At 65.7% G+C, this 22,942-nt stretch carries 18 protein-coding genes; 8 read left to right on the top strand and 10 right to left on the bottom strand.

The window, feature by feature from the left end:
* Nucleotides 1–149: 149 nt before the first annotated feature.
* The 8 genes from BH93_RS10935 to BH93_RS10900 form a co-directional block, all read right to left on the bottom strand.
* Complete coding sequence (locus BH93_RS10935; protein WP_155291124.1) at nt 150–3,557, bottom strand: translation initiation factor IF-2 N-terminal domain-containing protein; 3,408 nt, start codon at nt 3,555–3,557, stop codon at nt 150–152.
* A 502-nt stretch (nt 3,558–4,059) separates the two neighbouring features.
* The gene (ndk, locus tag BH93_RS10930; protein WP_032379203.1) at nt 4,060–4,473 is read right to left on the bottom strand and encodes a nucleoside-diphosphate kinase; all 414 of its coding nucleotides are present in this window, start codon (nt 4,471–4,473) and stop codon (nt 4,060–4,062) included.
* Between the two features lie 67 nt (nt 4,474–4,540).
* The gene (locus tag BH93_RS10925) at nt 4,541–4,930 is read right to left on the bottom strand and encodes a DUF4233 domain-containing protein (RefSeq protein WP_032379204.1); all 390 of its coding nucleotides are present in this window, start codon (nt 4,928–4,930) and stop codon (nt 4,541–4,543) included.
* The gene (gene folC, locus BH93_RS10920) at nt 4,927–6,357 is read right to left on the bottom strand and encodes a bifunctional tetrahydrofolate synthase/dihydrofolate synthase (RefSeq protein ID WP_052065836.1); all 1,431 of its coding nucleotides are present in this window, start codon (nt 6,355–6,357) and stop codon (nt 4,927–4,929) included. Before folC ends, BH93_RS10925 begins: the two co-directional genes overlap by 4 nt.
* Nucleotides 6,358–9,027, bottom strand: a complete 2,670-nt coding sequence (locus tag BH93_RS10915) for a valine--tRNA ligase (protein WP_037177258.1) — start codon at nt 9,025–9,027, stop codon at nt 6,358–6,360.
* A 9-nt stretch (nt 9,028–9,036) separates the two neighbouring features.
* Nucleotides 9,037–11,028, bottom strand: coding sequence for a S9 family peptidase (locus BH93_RS10910; RefSeq protein ID WP_037177256.1), 1,992 nt, complete (start codon nt 11,026–11,028; stop codon nt 9,037–9,039).
* Between the two features lie 60 nt (nt 11,029–11,088).
* Nucleotides 11,089–11,871, bottom strand: a complete 783-nt coding sequence (locus BH93_RS10905) for a SigB/SigF/SigG family RNA polymerase sigma factor (protein ID WP_032379207.1) — start codon at nt 11,869–11,871, stop codon at nt 11,089–11,091.
* A complete protein-coding gene (locus BH93_RS10900) occupies nt 11,871–12,302 on the bottom strand; it encodes an ATP-binding protein (RefSeq protein ID WP_037177254.1) in 432 nt (143 codons plus the stop codon). The genes BH93_RS10905 and BH93_RS10900 overlap by 1 nt, the downstream gene beginning before the upstream one ends.
* Before the next feature lie 183 nt (nt 12,303–12,485).
* Between BH93_RS10900 and malQ the strand changes: the two genes are divergently transcribed.
* Together malQ and fdhD are read left to right on the top strand one after the other, a co-directional pair.
* Entirely contained in the window at nt 12,486–14,636 is a 2,151-nt protein-coding gene (malQ, locus tag BH93_RS10895) for a 4-alpha-glucanotransferase (RefSeq protein WP_037177823.1), read from the top strand.
* 60 nt (nt 14,637–14,696) lie between these two features.
* On the top strand, nt 14,697–15,542 hold the full coding sequence (gene fdhD, locus BH93_RS10890) for a formate dehydrogenase accessory sulfurtransferase FdhD (protein ID WP_037177252.1): 846 nt from the start codon (nt 14,697–14,699) through the stop codon (nt 15,540–15,542).
* On the opposite strand, the gene BH93_RS10885 is transcribed toward fdhD, so the two are convergent.
* Nucleotides 15,519–16,166: a CoA transferase subunit B gene (locus BH93_RS10885; RefSeq protein WP_032379210.1), complete on the bottom strand. Its 648-nt coding sequence runs from the start codon at nt 16,164–16,166 to the stop codon at nt 15,519–15,521. The two genes, fdhD and BH93_RS10885, sit on opposite strands and share 24 nt — an antisense overlap.
* Entirely contained in the window at nt 16,163–16,912 is a 750-nt protein-coding gene (locus BH93_RS10880) for a CoA transferase subunit A (protein ID WP_196249160.1), read from the bottom strand. The genes BH93_RS10885 and BH93_RS10880 overlap by 4 nt, the downstream gene beginning before the upstream one ends.
* A gap of 108 nt (nt 16,913–17,020) precedes the next feature.
* Here BH93_RS10880 and pcaH point away from each other — a divergent pair, with 108 nt between their 5' ends.
* The 6 genes from pcaH to BH93_RS10850 are packed head-to-tail and all read left to right on the top strand — an operon-like array spanning nt 17,021 to nt 22,929.
* Nucleotides 17,021–17,737 carry a protocatechuate 3,4-dioxygenase subunit beta gene (gene pcaH, locus BH93_RS10875; protein WP_032402390.1) on the top strand — a complete coding sequence of 239 codons (717 nt, stop codon included), beginning with the start codon at nt 17,021–17,023 and terminating at the stop codon, nt 17,735–17,737.
* On the top strand, nt 17,730–18,368 hold the full coding sequence (gene pcaG, locus BH93_RS10870; RefSeq protein ID WP_032379212.1) for a protocatechuate 3,4-dioxygenase subunit alpha: 639 nt from the start codon (nt 17,730–17,732) through the stop codon (nt 18,366–18,368). Before pcaH ends, pcaG begins: the two co-directional genes overlap by 8 nt.
* Before the next feature lie 23 nt (nt 18,369–18,391).
* Complete coding sequence (gene pcaB / locus BH93_RS10865) at nt 18,392–19,741, top strand: 3-carboxy-cis,cis-muconate cycloisomerase (protein ID WP_037177251.1); 1,350 nt, start codon at nt 18,392–18,394, stop codon at nt 19,739–19,741.
* A complete protein-coding gene (pcaDC, locus tag BH93_RS10860) occupies nt 19,738–20,907 on the top strand; it encodes a bifunctional 3-oxoadipate enol-lactonase/4-carboxymuconolactone decarboxylase PcaDC (protein WP_037177250.1) in 1,170 nt (389 codons plus the stop codon). Before pcaB ends, pcaDC begins: the two co-directional genes overlap by 4 nt.
* On the top strand, nt 20,904–21,725 hold the full coding sequence (locus tag BH93_RS10855; protein ID WP_037177249.1) for an IclR family transcriptional regulator: 822 nt from the start codon (nt 20,904–20,906) through the stop codon (nt 21,723–21,725). Before pcaDC ends, BH93_RS10855 begins: the two co-directional genes overlap by 4 nt.
* On the top strand, nt 21,718–22,929 hold the full coding sequence (locus BH93_RS10850) for an acetyl-CoA C-acetyltransferase (protein WP_032379216.1): 1,212 nt from the start codon (nt 21,718–21,720) through the stop codon (nt 22,927–22,929). Before BH93_RS10855 ends, BH93_RS10850 begins: the two co-directional genes overlap by 8 nt.
* The last annotated feature ends 13 nt before the right edge of the window (nt 22,930–22,942 follow it).

The following is a 22,942-nucleotide window of genomic DNA, read 5'->3' as shown; positions in this document are numbered from 1 at the left end:
CTATCGGCCGGCCGGGATGATGATCATCTCGACCCGCTCGAGAACCGTTGTTTCCTGCAGGACCACTACGGCACAGCAGAACGGTGTCACCGGGAGCGACTTATCAAGGCTACGGCAGAGAGACGGCCAGGGTCAAACTGCCTGAACTGCTAGGCATCGATGTCCACCGGAGGACCTGCAGGCCGCGCTGCTGCGCGCCGTCTGCGAGGACGTGCCGTCGGCACCTCCACCGGCTCGACGGGCTGCTCGGCCGCCGACGTCAGTGGTTCCGACACCTCGGCTTCGGTGGCCTCTGCCCCACCGGCAGGGGCGGCGTCGCCCGAAACCGGCACCACGAGAACCACACCGGCGTCCGGTGCCGCACTGGTCGGAGCAGCCGCCTTCCGCGCAACCCGGCGTCCACGCCGAGCCTTCGGTGCTGCTGGTTCGACCTCGACGGGCGGCTCGGCGGCAGGCTGGTCGGCTGTCGACTCGGTGGTCTCGGCAACGAGAGCGCCGTTCGACTCCGCATCGGCGACCGACGCGGCGGCAACGTCGACACCCTCGACGGAGACAACCGTCACTACAGCACCTGCGTCCGAAGTCTCACTCGCAGGCGATGTCTCGACGTCGGCGGGGCTGACGTCGGCCACCACGTCGTCGTGGTGTGCCGCCATCGCCAGGGCGACAGGGTGCGCCCTCTTGATCGACGGATCGACTGCGGGATGATCGGCCCCGTCCGCGGCTCCCGACTGGGAATTCGAGGTGGTGCGCTCGCTGCCGTCGTTCCCGTCGGCCTTGTTGTCCTTGCCGCGTCGCCGCCTGCTGCTCGTGCCCGAGCTGCTCGACTCCGAGCGCGACGAACTGGAGCGGCCGTCGTTGTCCGGCTTGGCGTCGATGGGGAACGGATGCACGATGATGCCGCGTCCCTGGCAGTGCTCGCAGGTCGTGGAGAACGCCTCGACGAGCCCGGTACCGAGCTTCTTTCGAGTCATCTGCACCAACCCGAGCGAGGTCACCTCGGAGACCTGGTGGCGCGTGCGGTCGCGACCCAGCGCCTCGGTCAGTCGGCGCAGCACCAGATCGCGATTGGATTCGAGCACCATGTCGATGAAGTCGACCACGATCATTCCGCCGATGTCGCGCAGACGCATCTGCCGGACGACTTCCTCGGCCGCCTCGATGTTGTTGCGTGTGACCGTCTCTTCGAGGTTGCCGCCCGAACCGGTGAACTTGCCGGTGTTGACGTCGACGACGGTCATCGCCTCGGTGCGATCGATCACCAGGGTGCCGCCGGAAGGCAGCCAGACCTTGCGATCGAGCGCTTTGGCCAGCTGCTCGTCGATACGATGCGCGGCGAAGACGTCGACAGAACTGCCGTCGGCCTCGTAGCGCTGCAGCCGCTCCACCATGTCCGGTGCGACGGTCTCGACGTAGTTCGACGTCGTCGTCCACGCCTTGTCACCCTCGATGACGAGCTTCGAGAAGTCCTCGTTGAACAAGTCACGAATGACCTTGACGAGCATGTCGGGCTCTTCGTAGAGGGTCTGCGGCTGCACACCCTTTCCGGTCTCGGCATTGGCCGAGCGCTCCTCGATGCTCGCCCACTGCGCCTGCAGTCGCGTCACATCGCGGGCGAGCTCTTCCTCGCTGACGCCCTCGGCCGCGGTGCGGATGATGACGCCCGCCTCGGGAGGAACGATGTCTCGGAGAATGTCCTTCAGACGCTTGCGTTCGGTGTCGGGCAGCTTGCGGCTGATGCCGGTGGAACTACCGCCGGGCACGTACACGAGAAAGCGTCCCGCGAGCGAGAGCTGCGTCGTCAGGCGAGCACCCTTGTGCCCCACGGGGTCCTTGCTCACCTGGACGAGAACTTGATCGCCCGGCTTGAGGGCCTGCTCGATCTTCCGCGAATTGCCACCCAGGCCCGCGGCGTCCCAGTTGACCTCACCGGCGTACAGCACACCGTTGCGGCCACGGCCGATGTCGATGAATGCTGCTTCCATGCTCGGCAACACGTTCTGGACGCGCCCGAGATAGACATTTCCGACCATGGACGCGGTCGCGCTGCTGGTGACGAAGTGCTCCACGAGCACGCCGTCTTCGAGCACGGCAACCTGTGTGGTCAACGGGTGGTCAGGGGTGGCCTTCTCGCGCACGACCATGACCCGGTCCACGGACTCACGCCGCGCCAGGAACTCGGACTCGGTCAGAATCGGCGGTCGACGACGACCGGCATCGCGGCCGTCGCGCCGTCGCTGACGCTTGGCCTCGAGACGTGTCGAACCGGTGATCCCCTGGACCTCGTCCCTGGGGGCGCGGCTCTTGTTCCGCGGCTCCCGCTCGTGCACGACCGTGTTCGGCGGGTCGTCCTCGGACGCTGCAGCCTCGGCCGCTACCTCGGCTCCGGTCTTACGACGGCGACGACGGCGGCGACGGCGGCTGGAGCCGTCTCCCTCCGTACCACCGTTGTCGGAGTCGTCGAAGTTGTCCTGCGCATCCGAATCCGACTCGTCGTCCTTGTCCTCGGCCGAGGAGTCCGCTGCGCGGGTGTCGTCCGAGGCATCGTTCGAGTCGGAGTTCTGCCGGTCCGAGGATCGGTTTCGGGTGCGCGACCGACGCGAACGCCTGCTCGAGCCCGACTGCTGGTCGTCACCGGCGGAGGACTCGTCCGAGTCCGTGTCGGTCCCGTCGGACGACTCTGCGTCGGCAGAATCGGTGCTGTCCGAGTCACTCGTGGAATCGTCGTCCGAATTCTCGTCGGTCGAGTTCTCGTCCGAGGACTGTTCCCCGCGACCCCGACCCCGGCCGCGACGCCCTCGCCTGCGGCGTCGTGGCTGGGACTGATCGTCGTCGCCGTCATCGTCGGTAGAGCCGTCGGACGCAGTCGACTCGTCGACCGCGGGTACCACGGACTCTGTCTCGTCGGCTCGAGGTGCGGTGGTCTCGGTGGCTGTGGTCTCGGTGCTGTCGGCGTTCGCAGCCTCGTCCTTCGGCGCTGCCTTGCGACTGCGTCGACGGCGGGCCGGGGGCTCTGCCGGTGACTCCGTGGACTCCGGAGCAGCAGCATCCACGGCGGCGGGCTGCAGGAAGAGCGGAGTGGCAAACGTGGTCGCCGTGGCCTGGTCGGTCGTTGCCGCGGGCTGGGCAGGCTCGGGTTCCGCCGCGGGTGCACTGGTGAACAGCTGCGGGTCGGACCACGAGGTCTCGGCCGACGGTACGTCCGCGGAGGGCACCTCGGACGGAGCGCTCGGCTCGGACTGTTCGGCGGGCGAATCGACCACCGGTGCAGCAGGCGCATTCACCGAGTCGCGGACGGACTCCGCAACGTCGCGGCTCAAGCTCGACTGGGCACTGCGCGCTTCGATGCCGAGCTCACCCAGTGTGACGAGCAATTGCTTGCTGGTGACACCGAGGATCTTGGCCAGTGCGTGTACGCGCAGCCTGGTGGGCAGTTCGATGGTGTCGGGTTGCGCCTGGGACACCGCACCTGTTTCCACAGGGGGCACCGCGTCGTCGCGCTCCGGACCTCCCACGTTCTCGTTCTGTACATCTTCGGGCGGGCTTTGATCGGCCACGTAGTCTCCTCGGGCCCCCGGGCGCGTTCATCCGATGTCGGGTGTGACGCGGCCACGCGAGGGCAATCCTTGTGTACTCACGTCGGGTTGGACGTCAGCTGTTCTGTCTCGCTCCGCACTCGAGCCGATGACCACGTCGGAGTTCTCGATGGTCGACGACAGCGCGTGCAGTGCCTGGCTGGATGGTGGTGTCTCGGCGATCCGAGCGCCTGATCATCAAGCAAGAACGCGAACGAGCCTGTCTCTCGTTCGAGCATCTGCGATGACGGGCAGCGGATAGACGACAGTCATCCGATCGAATCCACAACACCGGTCTAGCGAACTTCGGTGAAGCCTTGACTTCGGTGGAGCGTGAAACCTGTACGTACTCGTGCAGTGGAGTCGATCTCCGTCGAGTATCCCACACGCGATGATGCGTACTCGCCACGCCGCACCGATCGAGTACCGAGCGGCTGCGGCGTGGCTGCGTGGATGCGTTGCTGTAGTGCCGAGGATGGAACAGTCAGGCCAGGCCGGGGAACCAGAGCGCGATCTCGCGTTCGGCCGACTCCACGGAATCCGACCCGTGCACCAGGTTCTGCTGACCGTCGAGCGCGAGGTCACCTCGGATGGTGCCGGGGACCGCCTTGGCCACCGGGTCGGTGCCACCGGCGATCTGCCGGAAGGCGGCGATGGCACGGGGGCCCTCGAGAACCGCGGCCACGACCGGTCCGGACGTGATGAACTCGAGGAGGTCGGGGAAGAACGGCTTGCTCTCGTGCTCCGCGTAGTGAGCCGAGGCCAGTTCACGGGAGACGGTCTTGAGCTCGAGTGCGACGATGCTCAGACCTTTCTTCTCCACGCGGCCGAGGATCTCTCCTACGTAACGCCGGGCAACTCCGTCGGGCTTGATCAGTACAAGGGTGCGGTCGGTCACGTCGACGACAGTAATGGACGCGAGCGCAGGCGCGCGCGTCGCATCGCCGAAGCAGGCGCGTCCTCTGTCAGTCCCGTTGCCCCGGCAGCATTCCGCGCCGGATCCGTTCGGTGATGTCCCGGCGCAGGTAGAGCAGATACAGCCAGACCGCGATGAAGATCAGGCCGACCGCCCCGATGGAGAGGTGGAACACGGCCCCGGCCAGCACGAACAGCTGGAGAATCAGATTGAGCTTCATCGCCCACGGCTCTCCCTGCTTGCCTGCGGCGAGAATCATCACGACGGCCAGCGCCACGATGTACGTCGTCGAGAACCAGGTCGCACCGCCGCCGAGGGTCGCCACCACCGGCAGTGCCAGCAGGGTCACGATGGCTTCGAGGACGAGGGTTCCCGCCACGACCCCGCGGAAGCCCTTCCACGGGTCGTTCGTGGGCGGTCGGAACTCTGGCTCGCTCACGCGGGGTCCTTTCCGAACAGAGTGCGAGCTGCGCCGACGGTCACCACGGATCCGGTGACGACGACTCCGGCACCGGAGACTGCTTCTCCCGGCTCGGCGACTTCCTCGGCCAGGCCTATGGCTGTCTCGAGGGCATCGGGCAGGGTCGACGCCACCACGACGCGTTCGTCGCCGAACTTGGCCACGGCGATGTCGGCCAAAGCGTCCACATCCATCGCCCGTGCCGACCCGTTGTGGGTGACGACGATGTCGTCGAAGACCGGCTCCAGTTCGTCGAGGATGGCTCCGACATCTTTGTCCGCCATGACGCTGACGACGCCGACCAGTTTGCGGAAGTCGAACTCGTCGTTGAGGGCGGCAGCGAGCGCTGCGGCTCCGTGCGGGTTGTGTGCGGCATCGAGGAACACGGTGGGGGCATTGCGGACCCGCTCGAGTCGCCCTGGATTGACGATCGTCGCGAATGCGGCGCGGACGGTGTCCTGATCGAGTTGACGATCCGGGCCGGCACCGAAGAACGCCTCGACCGCCGCCAGCGCCAGGGACGCATTGTAAGCCTGATGTTCGCCGTGCAACGGAAGAAAGATGTCGGTGTAGACCCCGCCGAGTCCCTGCAGTTCCAGTTGCTGACCGCCCACCGCGATCTGCCTGCCGAGCACGGTGAATTCCGATCCCGCCCGCGCCACCGCAGCGTCTGCTTGCACCGCCGCCCGCAGCAGAACATCCGATACCTCGGGCTTCTGCTGCGCCAGGATCGCTACGGTGTCCCGCGGCACGAGCGATTCCGGTGCCTTCTTGATGATCCCCGCCTTCTCCCCTGCGATCGTCGCGAGGTCGTCGCCGAGGAATTCGACGTGATCGAGCCCGATCGGGGTGATCACAGCGACCTCACCGTCGACGACGTTGGTGGCGTCCCAACGACCACCGAGCCCCACCTCGATCACAGCGACCTCCACCGGCGCCTCGGCGAACGCTGCGAACGCCATTGCCGTGACCACCTCGAACTTGCTCATTCGCGGTCCGCCCGCGGCCTCGGACTGCGCGTCGATCATCTCGACGAACGGTGCGATCTCGTTGTAGGTGTCGACGTAGAGCCGCGGAGAAATGGGCCGCCCGTCGATGCTGATCCGCTCGGTCGCCATCTGCAGGTGCGGGCTGGTGGTGCGGCCCGTGCGTCGGTGGAAGGCAGTGAGCAGAGCATCGATCATGCGCGTGACCGAGGTCTTGCCGTTGGTGCCGGCCACATGAATCGACGGGTACGCCTTCTGCGGAGAACCGAGAAGGTCCATCAGCGCCGAGATTCGATCCGTCGACGGCTCGATCTTCGTTTCTCCCCAACGCTTGTCGAGCTCGGCCTCGACCAGCGCCAGTTCGGCGAGATCGACCGGACTCGGCGGCGGCGTCGGCAGTGCGGCGTCGGGCTCGGTCACTTAGTTCCCCATCGATTCGATGCGCGCGGTGATCCGGGCGATTTCTTCCTGCGCGATGGACTGTCGCGTTCTGATCTTGTCCACCACAGCATCCGGAGCCTTCGCGAGGAACGCCTCGTTACCGAGCTTGCCGGTGGTCTGCGCCAACTCCTTCTCGGCGGCGGCGAGATCCTTGACGAGTCGAGCTCGTTCGGCGACCAGGTCGACGGTACCCGAGGTGTCCAGTTCGACGACCACGGTCGCTTTGCTCAGTCGCACCTCCACCGACGCCGTGGCGGCGAAGTCCTCGGCCGGCTCGGTCAGTCGGGCCAGAGCGGTGACCGCCGAAATCTGTCCGTCCAGATCCGCCTCGGATACTCCGACGATGCGGGCCGCGACCTTCTGCGAGGGCTTGAGTCCCTGATCGCTGCGGAATCGGCGGACTTCGGTGATCAGTCGCTGCATGTCCACGATCCGTTGTGCCGCAACGTGATCGAGAGGCTCAGCGGCAGGGGCAGGCCACGTCGCGATCACCAGGGACTCGCCGCCGGTGAGCACCTTCCACAGTGTCTCGGTCACGAACGGAATGACCGGATGCAGCAGGCGCAGCAACGCGTCGAGCACGTTTCCGAGCACTCCGCGCGTGGTGGCGGCGATGGCCTCGTCGGCGAACTGCACCTTGGCGATCTCGAGGTACCAATCGCAGACCTCGTCCCAGGCGAAGTGGTAGAGCGCCTCACAGGCCTTACTGAACTCGTAGCGGTCGAAGGCCGAATCCACCTCTGCCCGAACCTGTTCGAGTCGATCCAGGATCCACCGGTCGGCGTCGGTCAGCTGGGCACGCGGGGGTAGGTCTGCCGGTGCCGCACCGTTCATCAGGGCGAACTTGGTGGCGTTGAACAGCTTGTTCGCGAAGTTGCGCGAGGACTGCGCGTGGTCCTCACCGACCGACATGTCCGCACCCGGGTTGGCACCGCGAGCGAGCGTGAAGCGCAGCGCATCTGCACCGAACCGGTCGACCCAATCGAGCGGATCGACTCCGTTGCCGCGCGACTTCGACATCTTCTTGCCGTACTGATCGCGAATCAATCCGTGCAGGAACACATCTCGGAACGGAACCTGCGGCCCTTGCTTGCCCGCGGTGATCGCGTCGTCGGCTCCGACGTAGGTGCCGAACATCATCATGCGGGCGACCCAGAAGAAGAGGATGTCGTACCCGGTGACGAGAACGCCGGTGGGATAGAACTTCTCGAGATCAGCCGTGGCTTCCGGCCACCCCATCGTCGAGAACGGCCAGAGGCCGGACGAGAACCAGGTGTCGAGGACGTCGGGATCCTGCTCCCAGCCCTCGGGCGCACTCTCTCCCGGCCCGAGGCAGACGGTCTCACCGTCGGGTCCGTACCAGATCGGAATCCGATGTCCCCACCACAACTGGCGCGAGATGCACCAATCGTGCATGTTGTCGACCCAGGCGAACCAGCGTGGCTCCTGGCTCTTGGGGTGAATGACGGTATCGCCGTTGCGCACTGCGTCACCGGCAGCTTTCGCGAGGCCGTCGACTTTGACCCACCACTGCAGGGACAGCCGCGGTTCGATCGGCTCGCCGCTGCGCTCGGAATGGCCGACGCTGTGCAGATACGGACGCTTCTCGGCGACCACGCGGCCCTGTTCGGCGAGAGCTTCACGAACCTTGACGCGCGCCTCGAAGCGGTCCATCCCTTCGAATTGTGTTCCGGTGTCCGTGATTCGGCCGGCCTTGTCCATGATCGACGGCATCGGCAGCGAGTGCCGCACACCCATCTCGAAGTCGTTGGGGTCGTGCGCCGGGGTGATCTTCACTGCGCCCGTGCCGAATTCGGGATCGACGTAGTCGTCGGCGATGATGGGGATCTGTCGACCGGTGAACGGGTGCTCGAGGGTGGTGCCGACCAGAGCCTTGTATCGCTCGTCGTCGGGATGCACCGCCACTGCGGTGTCGCCGAGCATCGTTTCCACTCGCGTGGTCGCGACGATCACGTGCGGCTCGGAATCGTCGAGGGAGCCGTAACGGAGCGAGACGAGTTCGCCTTCGACATCCTCGAACTTGACCTCGATGTCGGAAATGGCAGTCTGCAGCACCGGGGACCAGTTGACGAGCCGCTCCGCGCGGTAGATCAAGCCGTCGTCGAACATCCGCTTGAACATGGTCTGCACGGCCTCGGACAGACCGTCGTCCATGGTGAACCGCTCGCGGCTCCAATCGACACCGTCGCCGATCCGTCGCATCTGGCCGCCGATGGTTCCGCCGGATTCGCGCTTCCAGTCCCAGACCTTGTCGATGAACAGCTCGCGGCCGAACTCTTCCTTGGTCTTGCCGTCTGCAGCGAGCTGCTTTTCCACCACGGTCTGCGTGGCGATGCCCGCGTGGTCCATGCCCGGTAGCCACAGCACCTCGTACCCGAGCATCCTCTTGCGGCGACTCAGCGCGTCCATCAGCGTGTGGTCCAGAGCGTGCCCCATGTGCAGGCTGCCGGTGACGTTCGGCGGAGGCAGCACGATGGAGTACGGCGGCTTGTCGCTGGTGGCGTCGGCCTCGAAGTACCCGGCGTCGACCCAGGAACGGTACAGCTCGGCCTCTACCTCGCTCGGGTCCCAGTTCTTGGGCAAGCGGTCTGCTGGATTGTCGGGTGTCTCTGGCACGGAACTGGTCACGCGGCGATTCTAGTGGCCGAGGATTCGCGGCATCGACGCGCTCTCGCCCAGCACGTGCTGCGCCAGGAATGCCAGCACGACCTCGTACCAGACCTTGGCGTGCTGGGGACTCAGGATCCAGTGGTTCTCAGCGGGGAAGTAGAGGAATCGATGCTCGGTGTTGCCCTCGTCGTCGGCCGGCAGACCCGACTCGCTGAGCAGCTCGTACCACAGCCGCAGGCCCTCGCCGATCGGCACGCGATAGTCCTTGTCGCCGTGGATCACCAGCATCGGCGTTGCTATGTCCGCCACGAACAGGTGTGGGGAATTCTCCACGGCCATCTCCGGAGACATCTCCCGCGCCCAGTACCACGGCGCGTCCGTCGTCGGTCCGAACTGATCGAGTGCCCACAGACTCGCATGGGTGACCACGGCGTCGAACCGATCGGTGTGGCCCGCTATCCAGTTGGCCATGTACCCGCCGAAGGACCCGCCCATGGCAGCGGTGCGGGTGTCGTCGATATCCGGCCGTGCGACGGCAACGTCGGTCAACGCCATCAGATCGGTGAACGGGGCCTTGCCCCACGCCCCCCAACCTCGCTGCACGAACTCCTGGCCGTAACCGGTGGACAGCGCCGGATCGGGCAGCAACACCGCGTACCCACGAGCGACCATCAGCCACGGATTCCAACGCCACGACCACGTGTTCCACGAACTCAGCGGGCCACCGTGCACCCACAGCAACAAAGGAGCGGGCTCGAGCTCGGATGCCCCGACCGGCAGTGCCAGCCAACCGCGTACCCGGGCACCGTCGGCGACGATCGTGTCCATCTCGGTGAGAGTTCCGGGCAACGGACTGTGGTCGATGCCGGTGTCCAATGCAGTGACGGCACCGTCGGACAGCTCGATCGACACCGGATGCGGCGCAGCCAGATACGAGGCGGCGAGCGCCAGCACCCTGGTGCCGTCCGAGGACACGTGCACATGTGTGTAGGCGTCGCTGGTCTGTGTGAGCCGACGCGGTTCCGCACCGTCGCGGACGACGAAGATCGGCGACCGGCCGTCGTCGTCTGCGGTCACCAGCAATCCTGATCCGTCCGGCAGCCACACCGGGTCGCTCGGCCACCGATCCCAACCGGCCGCGAGATCGGAGACCGACGAGTCGCCGAAGTCGTACCGCTGCAATGTCATTCGCGGCGCGTCCTCGGGGGTGGAGATCGACTCGCGCACGAACGCCACGGACCCGCCGTCGGGTGAAATCGCCGGGGCTCCCAGATCGGCATCGGCATCGTCGACGATCGTGGTCCGCTCCCCCGTCTCGATCTCGATGCGCACCAGCACTGTCCGCACCGTCCCGAGCGGGCCGGGAACGACCCAGGTGGACACGACGAACGAACCGTCGGCGCTGACATCGAAGGCTGCTTCGTGCAGCCCTGTGCGCGCATCCGGGGTGAGGTCACGCAGTCCTGTCGAACCGTCCGCCGATCCCACGAACAGATGTGGAGTCGCCGGACCCAGATCGTGATCCCAGTAGCGCACCGGAACACCGGTGTGCAGAATCGCATTCACCTTGTTGGCCGTGCGCTCGGTGCGCAGAGCGTCGTCGTCCTCCTCGGTGCTCGACGAGCCGAATACCGGGGAGAATCCGACGAGTACGGCCTCCGAACCAGCGGCCCTGATCCCGCTCAGCCCGGCGGATCGGGTCTCGAGCAGTCGCGCTTCGCCGCCCGCGGCAGGCAGAATCCACAGCCTGGCCGGATCGTCCTTGTTCGATCGACGCGAGAACAACAGATCACCGGAAGCGGTGAACACCGGCGCACTCTCACCCCACTCGCCGTGGGTGATGCGCCGGGCAGGTGACCTGCCGTCGACGTCGAGCTCCCACAACGACGTTCGGTACTCGGTCCGCGAATCATCGAGTGCAGCAATGGAAAACACCGCTCGCGAAAAGTCGGCGGTCACGGCCACATCGGTCACTCGCCGGGCTCCGATGTACTCGTCGACGTCGTCGTAGATACTCATACACCGAGCCTAGCCAAAAGCCCGTCCACTCTGGTCGTTCCGCGGGCTCCACTCCTGCCCTCAGTCCTCGCCGAGATCCTCTCGGAGTTGGGCGAGAGTACGAGCCAGGATCCGCGAGACGTGCATCTGCGAGATTCCCACCTTCTCCGCGATCTGAGTCTGGGTCATCGACCCGAAGAAGCGGAGCACCACGATGCGCCGCTCCCGTTCGGGCAGCTTCTCCAGCGCAGGGCGGACGGCGAGGTAGCTCTCCATCTTTTCCAGTTCGGGATCGTCGGCACCGAGGGTGTCCATCAGCGGGAGGCGATCCTCACTGACCACCGAGTCGACCGACACGGTTTGGTACGCGCTGCGCGCAAGCAGCGCCTGCGACGCTTCCTTGACGTCGATTCCGAGTTCGACGGCGATCTCGCTGGCTGTGGGAGCTCGGCCCAACTTCTGCGACAACGAGCCCACCGCCTGCGAGATCATCGAGTTCAGTTCCTTCATGCGCCGCGGCACCCGAACCGACCATCCCGCGTCGCGGAAGTAGCGGCGAGCTTCGCCCATGATCGTGGGCACGGCGAACGAGACGAAGTCCGATCCGCGCTCGATGTCGAATCGGTCGACTGCGTTCACCAAGCCCAGACGGGAGACCTGCAGCAGGTCCTCGTGGGCTTCGCCACGACCGCCGAATCGGCGTGCGATGTGTTCGGCGAGCGGGAGGCAACGGGTGATGATGCGATCGCGCAGCACTCGGCGCTGCGGTGAATTCTCGTCGAGCGCCTGCATCTGCTGAATCAGCGCGACAACGTCGCTGTAGTCGTCGGACTCTCGCCGCGTGCTTCGTTCGTGCACCGGCACTAGATCGTGCTCCTCCGCTTGACCACGTCGATGGCAACCGTGCGAACCGCATCGCTGTCGTGGGCGTCGTCTGCGCGCAGCTCGATGGAGTCGGTCAGGGTTTGCAGAACGTGCCAGCCGAAGCTGTCCTTCTTCGGCACGGACGTGGCAGCCAACGTGGACGTGACGACGATCCGGATTCCGGAGTCACTCACCGAGAACAGGCACGAGAGCTCCGAGTCCGCCACCGAGCCCTTGATCAGTTGCGAACACACTTCGTCGACGACCAGTTTGACGTCGGCGATGTCGTCGAGCGTGAAGTCGCTCAGAACCACGAGGGTTTCTGCGACGGCGCGTACCACCGGAAGCTGGTCTGCCTCGGCGCGCACCCTCAGCTCGACCGGTGCACCGGAACCTCGCTCCAGTTCTTCGATCTTGCTGACCCCAGCCATCCGCACTTCCCATCGTCGCCGCGCACTGAATTACCGTTTGCCGAGCAAGACTACCCAGCCGACCACGTTTCAATCCTCACAGTTCGGGACCCGGGTCTACCGGCACCGCAGCCGGACGAACGATCGATGAACGACCCGGCGGCCCGGATGACGCACGGGCGGCGAACTGGCACGATCGACACCGTGGATCACTCGCAGGCACTTCGCACTCTCGCCCGACGTCTCGGCACTTCGACCTCGTATCGGGGCTGGGACGACACCGAACACGAAGTGAGCGACGACACCTTGCAACAGGTGCTCACCGCACGCGGCTACGCCACCGAGTCGGCCGAGGACGTCGACCGAGCACTGGCCGACATCGAGAACGCGCCCTGGCGGCGGCTGTTACCACCGGTGGTCGTGGCCACGCAGGGCACCGATTCCGCGGTGTGGGTGCATGTGCCGCACGGCAATCCGGTGGAGGTCTCGATGGTCTCCGAGGACGGTGAGTCGATCGACGTCACCCAGGCCGACGTCTGGGTCGATCCACGGGAAGTCGACGGCCACCTGATCGGTCGCGCCACCTTCGTCGTTCCCGGCAACGCCCCGCTCGGCTGGCACAGTCTGACCGCGACGACGATCAGCGAGGACAACACGGTCCGTACATCGGAAGCGGTCGTGGTGGTCACACCGAAGTCGTTGTCGCCCAACGCGGAACTGGCTGATCGACAGCGGACCGGACTGCTCACCCAGCTGTACTCGGTGCGATCGCGACGATCGTGGGGAATCGGCGATCTCGCCGATCTCGAGGACATGGCCGACATCGCCGGCCGCGAGCACGGATTCGACTACCTTCTCGTCAATCCACTGCACGCCGACCGACCGACCACCCCGGTCGAGGCATCCCCGTACCTGCCGACCACGCGTCGATTCTTCAACTCGCTCTACATTCGAGTCGAGAACATTCGCGAGACCGCACAACTCTCGCCGAAACAATTCGGCAAGGTCCGCGACGCAGCGAGACGGTTCGACAAGGCGAACACGCGAACCAAGAAGCTGGATCGGGACCGGACGTTCACGGCGAAACTTCGTGCCCTCGAACGCGTTCACAAGGTCGAACGCAGCCCGGCTCGCGAATCCGCGTACCGCGCATTCGTCGAGCGTGAGGGCACCGGACTGCGCGACTTCGCGGTATGGAGTGCGCTTGCAGAGAAATTCGGCCCTCAGGATCCGGTCTGGACCGATCGGGCGGCGCATCCACGAACCGACTTCGTCCGCGAGCAACGCGCGAAACTGGCCGATCGCATCGACTTCCACATGTGGCTGCAGTGGATCTGCGACGAGCAACTCGCCGCCGCGCAACGCGGTGCACTCGAGGCGGGGATGGACATCGGCATCATGCACGACCTTGCGGTCGGTGTGGCCCGGGGCGGAGCCGACGCGTGGGCGCTCGGCGACGTGTTGGCTTCGGGGGTCACGGTGGGCGCGCCGCCGGACAATTTCAACCAGCAGGGCCAGAACTGGAATCAGCCACCGTGGGACCCCGACCGCCTCCGAGAAATGGCGTACATCCCGTATCGAGACATGCTGCGCACGATCCTTCGTCACGCCGGCGGAATCCGCGTCGACCACATTCTGGGCCTGTTCCGTCTGTGGTGGATTCCACAGGAGGCCGAACATGCCGGCGGCGGAACGTATGTCGAGTACGACCACGAAGCATTGATCGGCATCCTGGCGCTGGAGGCCGAGCGTGCGGGCGCGGTGGTGGTCGGTGAGGATCTCGGGGTCTTCGAACCGATGGTGCAGGAGTACCTCACCGAACGCGGCATTTTCGGCACCTCGATCCTGTGGTTCGAGGCCGACGAATCCGGGCCGATCGCGCCCGAGGAGTACCGCAGTCTCTGCCTGACTTCGGTGACCACGCACGACCTACCACCCACAGCCGGGTATCTCCGTGGTGAGCACATCGACCTGCGTTCACGTCTCGGCCTGCTCGAACGCGACATCGACGCCGAGAAGGAGGTCGATGCACGCAAGCGCGAGGCGGTTCTCGACCTGGCGCGTGAACGCGGGTTGCTCGATACCGACACCGCCGCCGACGATCATCGGACGGTGGAAGCTCTGCATCGTCTCGTGCAGCGGAGTCCGTCTCTGCTGATCGGTGTCGCTCTCGTGGACGCTGTCGGAGAACACCGCATTCAGAACCAGCCAGGAACCGACGAAACCCAGTACGAGAACTGGAAGGTTCCGTTGGCCGACGCAGACGGCAGGCGTGTGCTGGTCGAGGATCTCGTCGACCATCCCCGGATGGTGTCGTTGGCAGCGGCTATGGCCACCGAGTCGACGGACCGGTGACACGGAGGTCCACAATCGAAGGATGAACTACCGCATTCGCCGTGAAGACAGCCGGTACTGATGGGCCGCATCACTGCTCGCAGACCGGTGGTCCGCCTCCGGGCTGGGCACCGCGTCGAGCGCCCGGACACCCTGGTGGTGGAAGAGCCGCTCGAATTGCGGGTCGACGGCAAGGCATTGGCCGTGACCATGCGCACTCCCGGACACGATGTGGAGCTGGCACACGGCTTCCTGCTGACCGAAGGCGTGATCGCCTCGGGAGCAGACATCGCTGCAGCTCGTTACTGCGACGGGGTCGACGACGAGGGTGCGAACACGTACAACGTCTTGGATCTCACGCTGGCCCAGGGCGTCGCTCCCCCGGAGACGGGCGTCGAACGGAACTTCTACACGACGTCGTCGTGCGGGGTGTGCGGTAAGGGATCCTTGGATGCAATTCGACTGCGCACCAAGCACTCCCCCGCGGCCGACACGGTCGTCGTCACCTCGGAGACTCTTGCCGGGTTGCCGGATACCCTGCGCGCTGCGCAGAAAGTCTTCGATGCGACGGGCGGTCTGCACGCCGCGGCACTGTTCACCGCCGACGGTGAGATGCTGGTGTTGCGCGAGGACATCGGACGCCACAATGCCGTCGACAAGGTCGTCGGCTGGGCCGTGACCAACGATCGAATTCCGCTGCGCGGCATGGTGTTGATGGTCAGTGGCCGCGCCTCGTTCGAGCTTGCGCAGAAGGCCGTGATGGCCGGCATACCGATCCTCGCGGCAGTCTCTGCACCGTCGTCTCTGGCGGTGGATCTGGCGACCGAGTCGGGTCTGACGGTCATCGGATTCCTTCGCGGTCGGTCGATGAACCTCTACTCCTGCACCGACCGCGTACTGGTGTCAGGCGATCACGTCGACCAGTAGTTCGGCTGCAGTCGCGTTCACGACGTCGTCCACGGACACACCCGGTGCGGTCTCCACGAGACGGAGACCGTTCTCGGTGACGTCGAGTACGGCCATGTCGGAGATGATCCTGTGCACGCAGCCCTTGCCGGTCAACGGCAGGGTGCACTGTTCGAGAATCTTCGGCTCACCCTTGCGCGAGACGTGCTCCATCATGACGATCACGCGCCGCGCTCCGTGCACCAGATCCATCGCGCCGCCCATGCCCTTGACCATGTGTCCGGGGATCATCCAGTTCGCCAGATCACCGGTGGCACTGACCTGCATCGCACCCAGGACTGCCACGTCGACCTGGCCGCCACGGATCATTCCGAACGACTGGGCGGAGTCGAAGTAGGAGGCACCAGGAAGGACTGTGATGGTTTCCTTGCCTGCATTGATGACCTCGGGATCGAGCTCGTCCTCGGTGGGGTACGGGCCGACTCCGAGGACTCCGTTCTCGGAATGCAGGATCACCGAGATGTCGGTGGCGATGTAGTTGGGCACGAGCGTGGGCATTCCGATGCCCAGGTTCACGTACTGTCCGTCACCGAGTTCCTGTGCCACCCGAGCAGCCATCTGTTCGCGGGTCATCTTCTCGCTCATGCTCGTACCGTCCTCTGCTCGATGCCGACCTGAACCGGTCCGACGTGGACCACCCGCTGCACGTGGATGCCCGGAGTGTGCACTTCGTCCGGCCCGATCTCGCCGGGCTCCACGAGATGCTCGACCTGCGCGATGGTGATCCGCCCCGACTCCGCCGCAGGTGGATTGAAGTTTCGCGCACTGGCGTGGAACACCAGGTTCCCGTGTCGATCGCCCTTCCACGCGTGCACGAGTGCGTAGTCGGCGACGATGCCGCGCTCGAGCACATAGGTCAGGCCGTCGAACTCGCGTGTCTCTTTCGGCGGACTGGCCAGGGCGATTCCGCCGCTGCCGTCGTAGCGCAACGGGAGTCCACCGTCCGCAACCTGCGTCCCGACACCTGCCGGAGTGAAGAAGGCAGGGATACCGGCGCCGCCGGCGCGCAGTCGTTCGGCAAGAGTGCCCTGGGGCGTGAGTTCGACTTCGAGTTCGCCGGACAGGTACTGCCTCGCGAACTCCTTGTTCGACCCGACGTACGAGCTGATCGTTCTACGAATGCGGTGCTGTGCCAACAGCACTCCCAGACCGAATCCGTCGGTTCCACAGTTGTTGCTGATGGTTTCGAGATCGGTGGCGCCCTGCGCGAGTACTGCGTCGATCAGGATTTCCGGCACTCCGACCAGTCCGAATCCCCCCACGGCGAGCGAGGATCCGTCCGGGATGTCCGATACGGCTTCGGTGGCGCTGGCCACGACTTTGTCCAACATGAGATCCACGCTACCCGAATTCGTGCGTTATGTGAACACCTTGCCACTATGCGAACACTTCCGTAGGGTAGCTATTGCGTAGATCACCACGATCGTGAGGAACCTTCGATGCTTCATCTCCCGCCCGACTATCGGGATCAAGCGGGCACCAACGCCCCGCGAGACTTCGCCGAGTACCGCACCACGGCTCTGCGACACCCAGCGCAGCCATTGACGCTGCTTCCCCAGCGACTCACCGAGATCACCGGACCGGTACTGGGCGAGGGGCGGATCACCGCCGCCGATGCCGATCTGACTCTGGCGAACGGCGGTGAAGCACAGGGTCAGCGCATCATCGTGCACGGCCGAGTACTCGACAGCGACGGCAAGGCAATCCCCAACACGCTCGTCGAGGTGTGGCAGGCCAACGCGGGCGGGCGATACCGACACACCGGTGACCGCTGGCCGGCACCACTGGATCCGCACTTCGACGGAGTCGGCCGAGTGCTCACCGACCAGCAGGGGCGTTACCGATTCACCACGATCAAGCCGGGCGCATACCCCTGGGGCAATCATCACAATGCGTGGCGTCCCGCCCATATTCACTTCTCGTTGTTCGGACAGGCGTTCACCCAACGGTTGGTGACCCAGATGTACTTCCCGGACGATCCCATGTTCTTCCAGGATCCGATCTACAACGCCGCACCGGAAGACGCTCGCGCTCGCATGATCAGCACGTTCGATTACGAAGCAACACAGGAGAACTGGGCACTCGGCTTCAGGTTCGACATCGTGCTGCGCGGCCGAAACGCCACCCCCTTCGAGGAAGACGACCACGATGACTGACCCAGAATTCGCGCCGCGCTACCCCGTGGTCACCGGAGCCGACTTCACCACCGCCCCCTTCGGACAGACCCCGTCACAGACGGTGGGCCCGTACGTCCACATCGGACTGTTGTGGCCCGACGGCGAACATGTGGTGCCGCCGGGCACGGACGGTGCCGTCACGGTGACGTTCACGTTGATCGACGGCTCGCGAACCCCTATGTCCGACGCCATGATCGAGACCTGGCAAGCCGATGCCGACGGCCGGTTCGATCATGCCGACGACCCACGGGGCGCAGTTGCGCCACGAGTCGAGGGCTTTCGCGGATTCGGGCGCGCGTTCGCCGACGAGACCGGGACGATGACGATCACGACGATCAAGCCGGGCCCGCTACCCGCCGAGAACGACGCCGTCGAGGCTCCGCACATCGACGTCGGCATCTTCGCCCGTGGAATGCTCGAACGAATCGTGACGCGGGTGTACTTCCCCGACGAGGCCGAGGCCAACGCCGTCGATCCGGTGTTGTCCGCATTGCCCGAGCACAAGCGTGCCAGACTCGTCGCACGGTCGGTCGACGGCGGCTATCACCTCGATATCGTGCTGCAGAACACCGACCCGGACGGCGACGAGACTCCGTTCTTCGAGCTGTGACGAACGATTCGCGAAGGAGGACAATGGCATCCGAACGAGGTGCACTGTTCGATCCCACGTTCGGCAGCGACTCCATCGCACCACTCGTGGGCGACCGCGCCTGGGTGACAGCGATGTTCGACGTGGAAGCTGCACTCTCGCGTGCCGCGGCCTCGGTCGGACTGGTCGATGCCGACCACGCGAACGCCGTCGCCGCTGCAGCCGCGGAGCTCGGCTCGTCGCTCGACATCACGCAGCTCGGGCTCGATGCGGCCGCCGGCGGAAACCCCGTCATCGCGCTGGTGAAGATGCTGCGGACCGCGGTGTCGCCGTCCGCAGTTCCCGGGAGTGCAGTGCATCCCGGTGCCACCAGCCAGGACATCATGGACACGGCACTGATGCTGATCTCGCGCGATGCGCTCGCCACCATCGAAGCCTCGCTCGACGACGCGTGCCGCGCTGCACGCGATCTCGCCCTGAAGCATCGCACCACGCCCATGGCGGCGCGCACGCTCGGCCAGCAGGCGCTGCCCACCACGTTCGGCCTCGTCGCCGCGAACTGGGGGGCGGGGCTGCATCGTGCGCGCACCCGCCTGACAGCCGTTCGGCGAGCATGTTCGGTTCAATACGGAGGAGCCGCAGGCACTCTCGCGGCCGTACACCCACACGGCCCGGCCATCGCCGCCGCGCTGGCCGCCGAACTGTCACTGGCTCCGCAGGTCGCGCCTTGGCACACCGAGCGCACGCCGATCGCGGATCTCGCCTGCGCGTTGGGCACGGCCGCCGGGGCGATCGGGAAGATCGCCGGGGACATCGTGTCGATGTCCGCCACCGAGCTCGGCGAGCTGTCCGAGGACGCGCCGGGGGGATCCTCGGCCATGCCGCACAAGCGAAACCCTGTTGCGGCCATCATGGCTCGCGCCGCGGCCCGCCGGGTGCCGGGGGCAGTATCGACGGTGCTCTCGAACATGGATCACGAGTACCAACGCGCCGCGGGAGCATGGCACGCCGAGTGGGAGACGATCACCGACCTGCTGCGCCTCACCGGGGGCGCAGCACACCGCATCGCCACCAGCCTCGGCGGCGTGCACGTACATCCCGAGATGATGGCCCGTAATCTCGACGCGACGGGCGGAGCGCTTCTCGCCGAACGTGTCACGGCAGCCCTGTCGCACCATACGAACGATGCCCGGGACATCGTGACCGCTCGATGTGCTGCCGGAGCACCGTTGGACACCGACCCTGCGATCACCGAATTTCTCGCACCGTCGACGGTGCGCGAGTTGCTCGAACCGGCCGGGTATCTCGGCCACGCATCCGATCTGGTCGACACCATCTTGGCCGAGCTCGCTCTCGACACCGACAACACCTCAGACTCGAAGGACTCACGATGACCGTCGCACTGGCTCACCGACTCGTCGAAGGACCGGGCACCGACGCCGAGACAGTCGTGCTGATCGGCTCCCTCGGCTCCGATCGATCGATGTGGAACCCGCAGGTCGGCCCGCTCTCCGCGTCGCTGCGAGTACTCGCCGTCGATCTGCGTGGGCACGGGGCATCCCCGGTGCCCCCTGGCCCGTACTCCGTCGCGGATCTGGCCGAAGACGTCGTGGCCCTGCTGGATTCATTGGATCTGCAGCGCGTTCACATAGTCGGCCTCTCGCTCGGCGGTGCCGTCTCGCAGTGGATCGCCATCCATCGACCGGAGCGAGTGCGGACTCTGACGTTGCTGTGCACCTCCGCCAAGTTCGGTGAGCCCGCGCAGTGGCTCGATCGCGCGGCCACGGTCCGCGCGGGCGGAACGGCCTCGGTGGCCGACGCAGTACTCGACCGGTGGTTCACTCCCGAACTCGCCGGTCGCGACGCCGATCTCGTCGAACGGCATCGGCGGATGATCGTCGACACCTCCGACGAGGGCTACGCGGCATGCTGTGAGGCGTTGTCCGACTGGGATTCTCGCGCAGACCTCGGTCGAATCAGCTCCCCGACCCTCGTGATCGCAGGCCGTCAGGACCCCTCGACCACCCCCGAGGATCTGAAGATCATCGCCGACGGTGTCACCGGATCGACGTTCCGAGTACTCGACCCTGCAGCACACTTGGCCAACGTCGAGCAGGCCGGACCCGTCACCGCAGCGATTGCCGCGCACATCGGATCGGATCCGTACGCAGCCGGCCGGGCCGCGGCCCACGACACCGGCATGGCGGTGCGGCGCAGCGTCCTCGGCGATGCACATGTCGACCGCAGCATCTCCGCGCGAACCGAATTCACCGCGCCGTTCCAGGATTTCATCACCCGCACCGCATGGGGCGACATCTGGAATCGTCCCGGACTCGATCATCACACTCGCAGACTTCTGACCCTGGCGATCCTGACGGCCGTGGGCAACCAGCACGAGCTGGATATGCACATTCGCGCAGCGCTCCGCGCAGGACTGGCACCGGACGAACTGGCCGAGGTGTTCCTGCACACCGCGGTGTACGCGGGAGTTCCGAACAGCAACAGCGCCTTTGGCCTGGCGAACGCGGCCATCGCCGAGACCGATTCGGGTAGCTCGTGAACTCCGGGGATTCGCCGGCACCGTCCTCGGACTACGTTCAATCACTCGGCCGCGGTCTTGCGGTGATTCGAGCGTTCGACGCCGAGCATCCGCGTCGAACGCTCTCCGATGTCGCGAGAGCAACCGAACTCACTCGCGCCACTGCTCGACGGTTTCTGCTCACGCTCGTCGAGCTCGGATATGTCCGAACCGATGGTTCCATGTTCTGGCTCACCCCGCGCGTGCTCGAACTGGGGTACAGCTACCTGTCGAGCCTGTCCCTACCGGAAGTCTCCGGACCTCATCTGGAGGCTCTCGCAGAACGGGTACGCGAATCGTCCTCCGTGTCGATTCTCGACGGTGACGACGTCGTGTACGTCGCCCGAGTTCCGGTGAGCCGCATCATGACTGTCGGAATCAACATCGGTACGCGATTCCCCGCGTTCGCCACCTCGATGGGACGCGTGTTGCTGGCCGGTCTACCGGCCGACGAGCGCGCGGCATACCTCGACCGAATCCAGCTGACTGCACTGACCGGTAAGACGCTCACCTCGGCGGCTGCCCTCGGACGCGAACTCGAGCGAGTACGGACCGAGGGCTTCTGTCTGGTGGATCAGGAACTCGAAGAGGGCCTGCGATCGATCGCCGCACCCATCCACGACAGCAACGGCGTGGTTGTCGCGGCGGCGAACGTCTCGACGCAAGCTGCGCGTCATTCCGCAGACGAAGTCCGCACCGAACTACTCCCGGCCTTGCTCGACGCCACCCGCGCCATCGAGACCGACCTGCTCCGGGTGAGTACCGGACCCAACGACAAGCGAGGAAACAGCCATGCCTGACGCCGTGATCTGCGAGCCCCTTCGAACCCCGGTCGGACGTTTCGGGGGTCAGTTCCGCGATATCTCCGCCCAAGCCCTGGCCGGCACGGTCATCGCGGAACTCGTTGTCCGGACCGGCATTTCCGGTGCCGACATCGATGACGTGATCCTGGGCCAGGCGTCGCCCAACGGCGATGCGCCGGCGATCGGACGTATCGCAGCACTCGACGCCGACCTGGGTATCGACGTCCCCGGCATGCAGGTCGACCGGCGCTGCGGCTCTGGCCTGCAAGCGATTCTGCAAGCGTGCATGCAGGTTCAGTCGGGCGGGAACGATCTGGTTCTGGCGGGCGGCGTCGAGAGCATGAGCCAGACCGAGTTCTATGCCACCGGCATGCGCTGGGGCGTCAAAGCCGAGGCGGTGGCCCTGTCCGACCGACTCGCTCGCGCACGAGTGACCGCAGGCGGCAAGAACTTTCCGGTGCCCGGCGGCATGATCGAGACCGCAGAGAACCTACGCGCCGAGTTCTCGATCAGCCGTGCCGATCAGGATGCGCTGGCAGTCCAGTCCCACCGTCGCGCAGTGGCCGCTCAGAACAGCGGGGTGTTCGCCGAAGAGATCGTCGGAGTGTCTGTCCCCCAACGTAAGTCGGATCCACTCCTCGTCACCACCGACGAACATCCCCGTGCCGACACCACTGTGGAGTCACTCGCGAAGCTGAAGGCTATTCGCGCGTCGATCGATCCCGAGTCGACGGTGACGGCGGGAAATGCCAGCGGTCAGAACGACGGTGCCGCGATTGCGATCGTCACCACCCCGGACAAGGCTGCCGCACTGGGTCTTCGGCCCCTCGCCAGACTCGCCGGATGGGGTGTCGCCGGAGTTGCTCCGCGCACCATGGGGATCGGGCCGGTCCCCGCCAGCGAGAAGGCACTCGGACGGCTCGGCCTGAGCCTCGACGACATGGGAATCATCGAACTCAACGAGGCATTTGCTGCCCAGGCCCTCGCCGTCACCCGTTCCTGGGGCATCGAATCCGACGACCCTCGACTGAACCCGCACGGTTCCGGCATCTCGCTCGGACACCCTGTCGGTGCAACCGGAGCTCGCATTCTCGCCACCCTGCTTCGCGAGATGGATCGCCGCGAGGTCCGCTACGGACTCGAGACGATGTGCATCGGCGGTGGCCAGGGTCTGGCTGCGGTGTTCGAGCGCCTCACCTGATCCACGGCGACGG

The sequence above is a fragment of the Rhodococcoides fascians A25f genome (assembly GCF_000760935.2).
GTDB lineage: Bacteria > Actinomycetota > Actinomycetes > Mycobacteriales > Mycobacteriaceae > Rhodococcoides.
Note: the sequence above shows the minus strand (reverse complement) of the source record. Positions and strands in the feature narration are given on the sequence as shown.

What these genes read in the sequence shown, in the direction of transcription:
- BH93_RS10885 (WP_032379210.1), bottom strand. Translation starts at nt 16,166, where the DNA reads ATGAGCGAGAAGATGACCCGCGAACAGATGGCTGCTCGGGTGGCACAG.
- BH93_RS10900 (WP_037177254.1), bottom strand. Translation starts at nt 12,302, where the DNA reads ATGGCTGGGGTCAGCAAGATCGAAGAACTGGAGCGAGGTTCCGGTGCA.
- pcaB (WP_037177251.1), top strand. Translation starts at nt 18,392, where the DNA reads ATGGCATCCGAACGAGGTGCACTGTTCGATCCCACGTTCGGCAGCGAC.
- BH93_RS10880 (WP_196249160.1), bottom strand. Translation starts at nt 16,912, where the DNA reads ATGTTGGACAAAGTCGTGGCCAGCGCCACCGAAGCCGTATCGGACATC.
- BH93_RS10850 (WP_032379216.1), top strand. Translation starts at nt 21,718, where the DNA reads ATGCCTGACGCCGTGATCTGCGAGCCCCTTCGAACCCCGGTCGGACGT.
- BH93_RS10910 (WP_037177256.1), bottom strand. Translation starts at nt 11,028, where the DNA reads ATGAGTATCTACGACGACGTCGACGAGTACATCGGAGCCCGGCGAGTG.
- pcaG (WP_032379212.1), top strand. Translation starts at nt 17,730, where the DNA reads ATGACTGACCCAGAATTCGCGCCGCGCTACCCCGTGGTCACCGGAGCC.
- pcaDC (WP_037177250.1), top strand. Translation starts at nt 19,738, where the DNA reads ATGACCGTCGCACTGGCTCACCGACTCGTCGAAGGACCGGGCACCGAC.
- pcaH (WP_032402390.1), top strand. Translation starts at nt 17,021, where the DNA reads ATGCTTCATCTCCCGCCCGACTATCGGGATCAAGCGGGCACCAACGCC.
- fdhD (WP_037177252.1), top strand. Translation starts at nt 14,697, where the DNA reads ATGGGCCGCATCACTGCTCGCAGACCGGTGGTCCGCCTCCGGGCTGGG.